Genomic DNA, 11,931 nt, shown 5'->3' on the forward strand with positions numbered 1-11,931 from the left:
GGTGGGCAACTTATCCCCCTCATTCTCCTTTCATCAAGTGTAAAATACTTATGATCTTGTGCTGGTAATGTGGTTACAATGATGGCCTTATTTTTCAGCGTTCCACAAAGAAATGCAGTCAACTAATTTCCAGCCCTTGAAATCTCGCTGGCCATATTTGTATGAATATGCCCGTTTTGCCGAAGAGTATGTGTACTCAGATCCTCATACAACCACAATCAAGCTTCGCTGCTTTGCAGAAAACCTAGTGGGCATTCTTTACCGAGAACTAAACCTACCTTGTGAGTCTCCTGATGATTTTTTCGGGAAACTAAAGGCTACGGCTTTCCAAGAAATTGTTGATGAGGCTGTTCTCCACAAACTCCATGCTATTCGTGTGCTGGGTAACAAAGCAGCTCATGGTCGCAGCATAGACAAAGATGATGCTCTTTCTCTGATCAAAGAAGCTTACTTGATCGGTCAATGGTTCTATAAAACCTACAGTGCCGACATTTACGATGAATACCCTGCGTATACTATTCCTGTTAAGCCTCCAGATCGTCTGAACGAACTCAATCAGGTAAAGGAGAATCTAACTCGACAGTTGGTAGCTGCCAAAGATGAATTAGATAGACTGAAAAAGTCGGAGAAAGCTGCGCTGGCAGAAGTGGCGGTACTCAACCAGTCACTGGATCAGGTCAAACTTCAAACTTTCAAGAACTCGGCTGCCCAAGCAGCCAGTACGATAGATTTTCAAGTCGAAACCACCCGCAAGCTGATCAATATGCATGATATTTTTGCAGAATATACCCTTAATGATGGGCAGACAGAGTTGATTAACCGACTTAATCAGTTTATTAATAGTAAAGAACATAACATTTTTCTACTCAAAGGTTACGCAGGTACAGGTAAAACCTTTATCACTAAGGGATTGACAGAATATTTTCGTGCTATTGGTCGTAACTATATATTAGCGGCTCCAACTGGTAAAGCTTCCAAAGTTATTGCCCTTAAAACGAATTCACCCGCTTATACGATTCATAAAACCATTTATTCATTTCATGATATTGTTGAGTATCGTGATGATGACATTGATGGTACAGAAACATTCAAATTCTATGCAAAAATAGCAGTAAATGAACACTCTGTTGACACGGTTTATATTGTGGACGAAGCATCTATGATTTCTGATGTTTATCAGGAGGCAGAATTCTTTCGTTTTGGTACTGGCTATTTACTCTCTGATTTTCTCAAATTTGTTAATCTGGATCACAACGATCATCGTAAGAAAGTAATTTTTATCGGTGATAATGCACAATTACCGCCCATTGGAATGAATGCTTCACCGGCTCTGAATGCAGAATACCTACTTAATAAACATCATGTGCATTCTACAGACTTCGAGTTGACGGAGGTAGTACGTCAGAAAGCTGAAAGCGGTGTCATTAAGAACTCAATACCGCTTCGCAAGGCATTACAGGAAAATGTGTTTAATCAGTTAGATATTGACTTCAAGTACTCCGACGTGACACAGGTAGAATACCAGGACTTAATATCTCATTACCTAGAGTCTTGCAATAATGAAATTAATGGGGAATCTATCATTATTGCACACTCTAATGCAGATGTTGCTGATTACAATCATATGATTCGAGAGCATTTCTTTCCAAATTGCCCAGAAATAGCTCGTGGCGACAAGGTGATGGCACTGGCAAACAGTGACGCTCATGGTATTTTTATATCCAATGGCGATTTTGGCTTAATTAGCAAAGTACTGGAAAATTCAGAAAAACGCAGAATTACACTCAAAAGAAAAAACCAAGATTCAAAGGAAATTGAAGAAATCCAGGTTGAATTGATATTTAGAGAAGTGAAAATTGGTTTTAAAAATCTGGATGGCACTCCATATTTTTTCCACGCAAAAATTATTGAAAATTTACTTTATGATAAAGAGCCTGGGTTATCTTCTGATCAGAATAAGGCACTGTATCTCGACTTCTGCATACGTAACAATAACATTCCAAGGAAAAGCAAGGAGTTTAAGCAGTTGCTGAAAATTGATCCTTACTTCAATGCATTGCGTCTTAAATTTGGCTATGCTATTACTTGTCACAAAGCACAAGGTAGTGAATGGAATAATGTTTTTGTGAAGTGTAAAAGCCATCAAAACCAACTGACATCTGATTACTTTCGTTGGCTCTATACAGCAATTACTCGAACGACGCAAAAATTGTATCTACTTGATCCACCTCATCTTAAACTGGGAGCCGGAATTAAGTCTGTTCCAAATATAGGTATTAATCTAGGGCAACAGCTCATAGACGAAGGAAGTAATTTTCAAAAAACTTCATCTATTGATGTGTCCGGTGCTTTGGATACATTTGGCATCCCACAAAATGCACCATTCCGATTAGCCATTTTGAAAGAATTACGCAAATTGGTCGATGGTAAAGGAATTGTAATTGATAGTATCACTCACCACCAATACCAAGAGGCTTATCTTTTTAGGCGTGGTGACGAATTCTCCCATATTGATGTGCGCTACAATGGCAAAGGTAAAATCACTCGTATAACGACATCACAATCAACGGAAATGAGTAATGAAATAGTCAGTTTGCTTTCACCGCTTCAAGGGTTGCCGATAGTTATAAGCACTATTAAAACGATTCATGAGTTTAACTTTGAGAAGTCTTTTTTGAATGATTTTCACCAGAGAATTCTAGCTTTGACTACTGAAAACAGTATTACTGTTCAGGATGTAGTAGAACAGCAATGGTCTCAGCGATACACTTTTGTCAAAGATGAGGAACGTGCCGTATACGATATTTGGTATAACGGGAAAAGCCAGTTTACCCGTTGTCAGGCAGTCATTGCACAATGTTCGCGAGGAACGTTAGTCGGCAAGATTGAAGAGCTATTAACTAAGGGTATGAATTCATGATTACCAGTAAAGAAGTATTTGCGAAACGCAAAGAAGGCGCACTGGATGATGCCTACCAAATGGCTTTGCAGTTGACGAATCAGCCGAGTGTTGATGACTGGGATTTCAAAGCGTTAGCTTGGTGTTTGATTGATTTAATCAAACGAGAGGTGAATGCTGAAAATCAGCAAAACTTGATTCTATATCGCCAACAATTGGAAAGCATTAAAACGTTTCCGACCGATGATGTGTTGCAGCGAGGAATACGGAACGTATTGTCACTTTGTAATCCTCATGGTCAATTAATCAGTCAGGCAAAGGCATTAAGCAAAGAGAACAAGCATGAGGAAGCTGCAAGTCTTTATCGTAAGGTTTGGATGGCAAGTTCAGCCGATCGGGAGATTCAAACTAGTTTTGGTTGGGAATTATACAAAATTTCTAAGGAATTAGTAGCTAAAGAAAATGTAAATCTTGGTATTATTAAGCGAAACCTGAATGACTATCTCAAGCTAGATGTTGAGAAACCTTCACTACTTCATTCCTGTTTTCTTCAGCTTGCGGTAAAAATTACAGCACAAGATCAATTCAATATGATGGTTTTTTCATATCAATGGAATCTGGAATATCTACGTCCAGAAGATTTTGAACGTTATCGCGATAATAACGGTAAGGATTTCCCATCATTGGCGGAAAAAGTGATTCAGCAGGCTAGTAAAAAAGCGGTAAGTTCAGATAATCTTGAATATTTGAACTATATTTTGCCTTATGTTGATTCTGCCATTGATCAATATCCAGATAATATCTGGCTAAAGCTTAATAAAGCTAAGCTTTTGTTGGCATTAGATAAGTATGATGATGCTTTTATATTTGGGTTGGATGTCGTAAAGTCAAAGGTTAATGATTACTGGGCTTGGGACTTATTGGGTGATATTTGTGCTGGCACTAATCTTAGTAATGCGCTTAGTTGTTATTGTAAGGCTTTATTGTGTTCGACTGATGATAAGTTTACTGGAAAGGTTAGGCTGAAACTTGCTCAGCGTCTGGTAGATGTTGGTGAATTGTCTAGAGCTAAATACGAAGTTGAGAGAGTCTTGGCTTTTAGAGAAAGAGAATCACAGCATATGCCCGAAGATGCCATCCGAATCAGTTCGCAAGCATGGTATGCAGCAACCCAGACTAACACATCTAATTTAGACTATTATAAAGCGAATACTTCAGTTGCGGAGTCACTACTATTTAGTACACTGCAATGGATTAATGCAAATGTCGGCGAAAAATTCACGATTCCGGGTAAGGAAGACAAACCGAGGCGAAAAATATTTGTAAAAATTTCGGACGAGCCGATAGAAGTAAGTATGTCAGAATCGAAATTTCCATACAGAAAATTAACACTGGGAGCTGGGCTGCGTATAAAAGGGGAATTTGATAGCAATCAACGATTTCAAGTATATGTGATCGAGGAAAGACATACTGTAAAGTTATGGGATATTTTTACAGAGAAAATTGGTGTGATTGATCATGTAAATGAGGAGAGGGGCGTTATTCACTTTATTGTCGATCGGAATATAGATGGTGTTGTGCCAATTAGAGAACTAGAAGGAGAATGTAAAGAAGGTGATGCTATAGCTGTTAAGTTATTTCAACATACATCAAAAAAAGGGACTGAACACCGTATTATTCATGCTGCCATAACAAGCCTGATTCCTAGTGCATTGATAAAAAAAGAATTTTCTGAAGAGGTTCGTGTGTCGAATGGTATGGGTTTTACCAAAAGTAATATCTTTATATCACCACCTTTAGTAACTGAATACCAAGTTGTCGATGGGAAAAAAATTTCAGGTGTTGCAGTGTTAAGTTACAACAGAAAAAAGGCAAGTTGGGGTTGGAGGGCTATTTCAATTTAAGATGCTTATCTGAAATATCCCGCACATATTTATTCGCACGCAGATTAATGGTATTCGCAGGATTACCAGCAGCTTTTGCTGGCTTAATTCCTTACTTCGTCAAACTCGCAAACAACACCGGCAACTGCTCCGGCAACCGATCCACATGGTCAATCACCGTGTAATTATTCTGCCCGAAAATCCGCTTTACATAATCATCCGCGTGCGGGTCAAGCGTCAAACAATACGTCTGCACACCCGTGGCGTACAGCTCCTCCACCGCCTTTTTCGCATCGAAGCGCAAATGCTGCGGATCGCGCTCATCAATATCCGCCGGTTCGCCATCCGTCACCAACAAAATCAGTTTGCGGCGTTCCGGTTGCTTGTGCAAATGGTATGCGGAATGGCGCAACGCTGCCCCCATGCGCGTGGAAAGCCCACCCTTCATCCCCGCCAAGCGCGATTTCGCCTCATCATCAAAGTGCTGATTAAAATCCTTCAAGCGGAAATACTGCACATCGTGCCGCCCATCCGACGCGAAGCCGTGAATCGCATACGGGTCGCCAATGCCCTCAATCGCCGTCGCCACCAGCGTGGAGGCTTCACGGGTCAATTGCAGCACCGTTTTGTCCGAACCCTTCATCGCCTCATTGGTAGATTGCGACAAATCCAGCAACACCACCACCGCCAAGTCACGGTTTTTAATGACATTGCGCATGGTAATGCGCGGGTTCGGCTGTTCGCCCATGCGGATCGAAATCATCGCATCCACCGCCGCATTAATGTCGATTTCGTCGCCATCTTCCAGCCCGCGTTGGCGTTGCACTCCATCGGGCGTCAGCAAGTCGATAATCTGTTTAATGCGATGCGCCACCGGACGGTAAGCGTCAATAATCGCCCGAATATCATCAGGATCACCGCGTTGCTGGCGACGTTCGTACACCGTCACCCAATCGGGGCGGTGCAACTGAATGTGGTAATCCCATTCGTGATAATGAAACGGCTCAGAAACCGGCTCTTTGCCCCACATCTCATTGAAAGTTTTGGTGTTATCGGTCAAATCGTCTTCATACGGGCGCATTTCGGTGGAACACGTCCAGATTTCCTGCGCGTCATCGCCCGCGAGTTCGCAATCAACCTCGTTTGCCATCATCATCACATTGACCTGACGGCGCACCTGCCGCTGGCTGGCGGGGACGTATTCAAAGCCAACATCCCACGTCATTTCTTCCATCGTCCAAACGTAACGGTTGTCATCGCGGTAAGGGATGCGGATGCGCTCCAGAATTCGCAAGCTCGGCACTTCACGCCGCCCCGCAAACAGGTTGTAAAGTTCCACTCCCATCAACCACGAGAACTGCCCATCATCCTGTTTTTCCGCGATATTGGCGTGGAATTTCGCCACGAACGAGCTAATCGCTTCATCACCCGCACCCGTCACCTGCTCATCGAGCAACATCAGCGCAATGTTTTCCAGCAAACGCATGGTTGGGTGTTCCACCGCGCCATCATAATTCGCGGTCAGCAGCCGACTCCACAAGGTTTTCAGCCCCGGAAACGCTTGCGTGGCTTTGTATTCGACCCGCGCATCTTCCATAAAACCGATGAAAAACAATTGCGCAGGGCTAAGCTGTTCCGCCGACAATGCCTTGCGGGTATACATCAAATGCGCAGCCATGTGCGCGGCGGTGGCGCGGTACAATTCCAGCCCCGGAATATCGCCCATATCATCCACCGCATCCGGCATGTGAAAAATACGGTGTTCGATGTAGGGTCGAAAATCGGTGTAATCCGCACCCGTCGGACGCAGGAAAAAGTCACGCGCCCACAATGCCCGCAGGTAGAAATTCAGTTTGCGCTGGGTTTTGACGAACAACACCCCGCGCCGTTCTTTTTGCAAGGTTGCGCGGCTATCCGCCGATTCCAGATCAAAGTATTTGGTGAGGTTATTGAAATCTCGGCGGTAGGCTTGCGCACCAAAATTCGCCCAGCGACGCAAGCCGCTCAAGGTGAGTTTGGAGAGCAATTCATCCATGTGATTCAGCATCGGGCGCAAGCCGCGTGCCGCTGTCGAGGAAAACTGGTGAATAAACGTCAGGTAGCCGCGCACCAATTCCGCATCGCCCAAATGCCGTGACGCGGTAGGCAGGCTGGAAATCATCAGCGTAATCACTTCACCGGATACCATCGACGACAGTTTCATCGCTGACGTGACCACATCGGGGATAATGTCTTCGCCGCATTCTTTGGCAACCAGCGGCATTTCCTGCAAATAGGTGATGAGCAGGTCTTCGCCACGACCGAGTTTCTGAATGGCTTTTGCACCGTCCAGATAATCCAGCAATCCGGCTGGTGACATCACCCGTGTGGCTTCTTGGTACGAACCATCGAGGACATCACGCACCCGTGGCGTTATTTTTTCGAGGAATTCCCGATACTCTTCAAGATGGATTGCCATAATTGCCTACCGTTTGGTTTACCCAAAGAACGTCTGCACCGCCGCATTCAGCGTATCCCGCATATCGGGGTCGTCGGTCAACGGTGTCACCATCGTCATCGAGCAGGCAGCCAGCGGCGTAACGCCCTTGCTAATCAATTGTCCTGCGTACACCAGCAAACGGGTGGAAATCCCTTCATCCAGCCCGTGACCTTTGAGGTTACGCGCCCGGTGTGCAATTTGTACCAATTTGGCGGCGGTCTTTTCATCCACGCCGGATTCTTTGGAAACGATGGCGACTTCGACCTGTTCACGCGGGTAGTCAAAATCCAACGCACCGAAACGTTGCTTGGTCGATTGCTTCAAATCCTTCATCAAGCTCTGATAGCCGGGGTTGTAGGAAATCACCAATTGGAAATCAGGGTGCGCTTCGATCAACTCGCCTTTTTTGTCCAGCGGTAAGCTGCGGCGGTGGTCGGTCAACGGGTGAATCACGACGGTGGTGTCTTGGCGTGCTTCGACGACTTCATCCAAATAGCAAATTGCGCCGATGCGGGCGGCAGTAGCTAAAGGGCCGTCTTGCCATTTCGTGCCGTCTTTGTCGAGCAAAAAACGCCCCACCAAGTCGGAGGCCGTCATATCTTCGTTACACGCTACGGTAATCAGTGGGCGTTTCAGCCGCCATGCCATGTGTTCGACGAAACGCGATTTACCACAACCTGTTGGCCCTTTGAGCATCATCGGCATACGTGCGCTATAGGCAGCTTCGTACAAAGCGATTTCGTCACCAACCGCTTCGTAATAAGGTTCGTTTTTAACGAGGTATTGGTTGGGATCAACAGTAGTAGCAGACATAAGGCGACCTCATTTTCTCGCAGGGTTAATCTTCGTCGTCGGTTTCATGCTCGCCGCACCAGCCATTGGCACGGGCTTTTTCGATGGCAGCACCGTGAAAGCGTTGATGGCGTTCGGCTAAATCAGGTGGTAGGCGGCTGACTAAGCAACCGTATTTGTCCCACTCGGCATTGACCTTCTGTAACACGGAGTCAATCCCGGCTAGGTTCCAGCCTTCACAAGTTTGTGTTTCAGGCAAAATGCCAAATACCCAAGCGTCGCGGATAATCTTGCCAATCGTGGTCATGCCACCTTGCAGATCTTTGTCGATACCGATGTAAGTGCTGGGCTTGTTCATGGCGTATTTCCTGTGATGTGTATAAGTAAAAAACCCTCACCCCAACCCCTCTCCCAAAGGTAGAGGGGCTAAGAAGAATCGCATCTTACTCCCCCTCTACCGCTTGCGGGAGAGGGGGATAGGGGGTGAGGGTCTTTTAAACCGTTTTACCACGGTAGATAACCATAGATGCACCGGCGCATTGCGCGTAGTTGTCCAAGCCGAGCAAACGAACGTGATTGTTCGGGTGTGCAGCGTGGCAGTTGTCCAGTTCCGCCAGAATCGCGTCAACATTGGTTTCACCAAACATTGGCAATTTCCACATGTACCAGTAGTTGGCAAACGCATTCTGTGGCTCAGTGTGTTCGATGGACGGATTCCAGCCTTTGTTGATGATGTACTGGATTTGCTTGCGCGTTTGTTCCGCATTCATCGCAGGCAGGTAGGAGAAAGTTTCAAACTTGCGGCTGCCAGCATCGCTTAAGCTTGATTTGTAATCTTGCATATCACTCATGTGATGTACTCCAAAATAAGGTTTAACGAATCAATTACTTATGAGCAACGTCAAGTTTGTCAACGGTGTCGAACTCGAACTTGATTTCTTTCCATGTTTCCATAGCGATCTTCAGTTCAGGGCTAGACTTCGCTGCATTGGTGAGGATGTCCTTACCTTCTTTTTCCAGTTCACGACCCATGTTACGCGCTTCAACGCAAGCCTCAACCGCGACACGGTTAGCCGCTGCACCTGCTGCATTGCCCCACGGGTGCCCCAGTGTGCCGCCGCCGAATTGCAATACGGAGTCATCACCGAAGATGTTAACCAGCGCAGGCATGTGCCAGACGTGGATACCACCGGATGCGACAGGGATAACGCCCGGCATTGAACCCCAATCTTGGTCGAAGAAAATACCGCGTGAACGGTCTTCTTTGATGAAGGAATCGCGCATGATGTCGATCCAGCCCAAGGTGGCTTCGCGGTCGCCTTCCAATTTACCCACAACTGTACCGGAGTGCAGGTGGTCGCCGCCGGACAGACGCAAAATCTTGGTCAGTACGCGGAAGTGGATACCGTGGTGCGGGTTGCGGTCGAGTACCGCGTGCATCGCACGGTGGATGTGCAACAACATCCCGTTGTTTTGGCACCATTGCGCCAATTGGGTGTTCGCTGACAGACCGCCGGTCAGGTAGTCGTGCATGATGATCGGCGCACCGATTTCTTTGGCGTATTCCGCACGGCGCATCATTTCATCAGAGGTAGGCGCGGTAACGTTCAGGTAGTGACCTTTGCGCTCGCCGGTTTCCGCTTCCGCTTTGTGGATCGCTTCCATTACGAAGTCGAAACGGTGTCTCCAGCGCATGAACGGCTGGCTGTTAACGTTTTCGTCGTCTTTGGTGAAGTCCAAACCGCCGCGCAGACCTTCGTAGCACGCCCGACCGTAGTTTTTCGCAGACAGACCCAGCTTTGGCTTGATGGTGCAACCCAACAGTGGACGACCGTATTTGTTCATGATGTCGCGTTCGACTTGGATACCCTGTGGCGGGCCGTTACACGTCATGACGTAAGCGATAGGGAAGCGGATGTCTTCCAAACGCAGTGCACGTAACGCTTTGAAACCAAACACGTTACCGACCAATGAAGTCAGTACGTTTACGACTGAACCTTCTTCAAACAGGTCGATCGGGTATGCCACGAAAGCGTAGAAGCAGGTGTCATCGCCGGGTACGTCTTCAATCGCGTAAGCACGCCCTTTGTAGTAGTCCAGATCGGTTAACAGGTCAGTCCAAACCGTTGTCCATGTACCTGTGGAAGATTCTGCCGCAACCGCTGCTGCTACTTCTTCACGCGGTACGCCCGCTTGAGGAGTGATTTTGAAGCAAGCAAGGATGTCGGTGTCTTTCGGGGTGTAGTCCGGCATCCAGTAAGTTTCGCGGTATTCTTTAACACCTGCGCTGTAATTCTTTGCCATGAAGTGAGTTCCTCCAACGAGGTTATAAGAAAAAAGTGTTTTTGCCTAAACAACAAGCACTGCCTGCTGATGGGGGAGAAGTATGCCAAACAGTAGGTATAATTGAAACTCAATAATGAAACGTGTAAATATAAGCAACGCTGATGTTTTTAGGAGGGACAGATGCCATACTCATTAAGCCAAATCCGCATTTTTGAAGCGGTGGCACAATACGAAAGTTACACCCGTGCGGCGGAAAAGCTGTTCATGACGCAACCGGCTGTTTCCATGCAAATCAAGCAGTTGGAGGAGGATAGCGGGCTGGCATTGTTTGAACGTCAAGGCAAAAAAATGTGCTTAACCCCAATTGGTAAGGAAGTGCAGCATTACGCCAGCCGCGTATTACAGGCTCACAACGACATGCTGGGGGTGATGAAAGAGCTTAAAGGCACGAAAGGCGGGCATTTGGTTGTCTCGGTGGCAACCACGGCTAATTATTTCGTCACGCAATTGCTGGCAGAGTTTTCACAACAACACGAAGGCATCAATATCACGCTGGACGTGACCAACCGCCACACCTTGCTGGATCAGTTGGAAAATCACGAGCCGGACATGGTGATCATGGGTGAACCGCCGAAAGGCCATGGTTTGCAATCCGAACGTTTGATGGAAAATCCGCTGGTGGTGATTGCCGCGCCGACGCATCCGCTGGTAAGCATTGGTCGCCCGCTGTTGCTGAGTGATGTGTTGGCGGAACGCTTTATTGTGCGAGAAAAAGGGTCGGGGACACGCAGCGCGATCGAACGGCATTTGCATAAATACAATGCCAGTTGCAAAAATTCGTTGGAAATGCGCAGCAATGAAACCATCAAACACGCGGTAGAGGCGGGCTTGGGGCTGGGGATTGTGTCAATGCACACGATTCAGCCGGAACTGGATAGCGGGCGGTTGGTGATTTTGCAGGTGGAAAATTTCCCGATTCATCGCCATTGGCATGTCGTAATGCGCAAAGGTAAACGGCTGTCGCCGATTGCGCGCGAGTTTAAGCAGTTTGTGATGGCGGAAGCCCCGCGTTTTGTACGGAATGCGTAGGGCAGGGTAGAGACGCAAGATTTTGCGTCTCTACGGATTGTGGCATGATGGCGTTCTTTCATGCAGGAGCACCCGGAATGCCAGAATGCCAAAAATTGCTGTTGAGTATTGTCGAATTGGGCGGTTATCCCGATTTTACCGCTTTGTATGAGCGCCTCGGTTTTCGCGTCGAAAAGCAAACCAGTATGCGTAAGGTGTTACAGTTTCTGAAGAAAAACACGCCTGCGGTGATCGTCGCGGAGTTTAACTTTCAGTCGGATTTTCGGGATCGCACCAGCAGTTTGGAGTCGATGATGGCAGTGGTGCAGCGCACACCGGATACGCGGGTGGTGGTATTTTACGATCGCGAATATGCCCACCAGTTGGCGCGGTTGACGGAACGGTTTCCGTTGTTGCTGACCTTGCGTTTTCCGATTGCTGAATCCGATGTGGAAGGTGCATTAGGCAAGCAAAGCGCTTAACGCAAACGCACACATCCATACTTTTTCTGGTATAATCCCGCT

General features: G+C 46.8%; 9 protein-coding genes. 4 read left to right on the forward strand and 5 right to left on the reverse strand.

Annotated features, from left to right (window positions below; translation table 11 throughout):
• The first annotated feature begins 112 nt into the window (after positions 1-112).
• Both HMY34_RS16470 and HMY34_RS16475 read left to right on the forward strand, forming a co-directional pair.
• Complete coding sequence (locus HMY34_RS16470; RefSeq protein WP_202716523.1) at positions 113-2,920, forward strand: ATP-dependent DNA helicase; 2,808 nt, start codon at positions 113-115, stop codon at positions 2,918-2,920.
• A complete protein-coding gene (locus HMY34_RS16475; protein WP_202716524.1) occupies positions 2,917-4,803 on the forward strand; it encodes a DUF7017 domain-containing protein in 1,887 nt (628 codons plus the stop codon). Before HMY34_RS16470 ends, HMY34_RS16475 begins: the two co-directional genes overlap by 4 nt.
• 91 nt (positions 4,804-4,894) lie before the next feature.
• Here HMY34_RS16475 and HMY34_RS16480 read toward each other — a convergent pair whose 3' ends face one another.
• The 5 genes from HMY34_RS16480 to HMY34_RS16500 form a co-directional block, all read right to left on the reverse strand.
• Complete coding sequence (locus tag HMY34_RS16480) at positions 4,895-7,240, reverse strand: nitric oxide reductase activation protein NorD (RefSeq protein ID WP_202716525.1); 2,346 nt, start codon at positions 7,238-7,240, stop codon at positions 4,895-4,897.
• An 18-nt stretch (positions 7,241-7,258) separates the two neighbouring features.
• Positions 7,259-8,074 carry a CbbQ/NirQ/NorQ/GpvN family protein gene (locus HMY34_RS16485; protein WP_202716526.1) on the reverse strand — a complete coding sequence of 272 codons (816 nt, stop codon included), beginning with the start codon at positions 8,072-8,074 and terminating at the stop codon, positions 7,259-7,261.
• A gap of 25 nt (positions 8,075-8,099) precedes the next feature.
• The gene (locus tag HMY34_RS16490) at positions 8,100-8,411 is read right to left on the reverse strand and encodes a hypothetical protein (protein WP_202716527.1); all 312 of its coding nucleotides are present in this window, start codon (positions 8,409-8,411) and stop codon (positions 8,100-8,102) included.
• Between the two features lie 136 nt (positions 8,412-8,547).
• Entirely contained in the window at positions 8,548-8,904 is a 357-nt protein-coding gene (locus tag HMY34_RS16495) for a ribulose bisphosphate carboxylase small subunit (RefSeq protein ID WP_202716528.1), read from the reverse strand.
• 34 nt (positions 8,905-8,938) lie between these two features.
• On the reverse strand, positions 8,939-10,357 hold the full coding sequence (locus HMY34_RS16500; protein WP_202716529.1) for a form I ribulose bisphosphate carboxylase large subunit: 1,419 nt from the start codon (positions 10,355-10,357) through the stop codon (positions 8,939-8,941).
• A 162-nt stretch (positions 10,358-10,519) separates the two neighbouring features.
• Here HMY34_RS16500 and HMY34_RS16505 point away from each other — a divergent pair, with 162 nt between their 5' ends.
• Positions 10,520-11,428 carry a LysR family transcriptional regulator gene (locus HMY34_RS16505; protein WP_202716530.1) on the forward strand — a complete coding sequence of 303 codons (909 nt, stop codon included), beginning with the start codon at positions 10,520-10,522 and terminating at the stop codon, positions 11,426-11,428.
• Positions 11,429-11,505: 77 nt separating this feature from the next.
• Positions 11,506-11,889 (forward strand): hypothetical protein, encoded by a 384-nt coding sequence (locus tag HMY34_RS16510; protein ID WP_202716531.1) that lies wholly within the window; start codon positions 11,506-11,508, stop codon positions 11,887-11,889.
• Positions 11,890-11,931: the final 42 nt, after the last annotated feature.

The sequence above is a fragment of the Thiothrix subterranea genome, from assembly GCF_016772315.1.
GTDB classification, from domain to species: domain Bacteria; phylum Pseudomonadota; class Gammaproteobacteria; order Thiotrichales; family Thiotrichaceae; genus Thiothrix; species Thiothrix subterranea.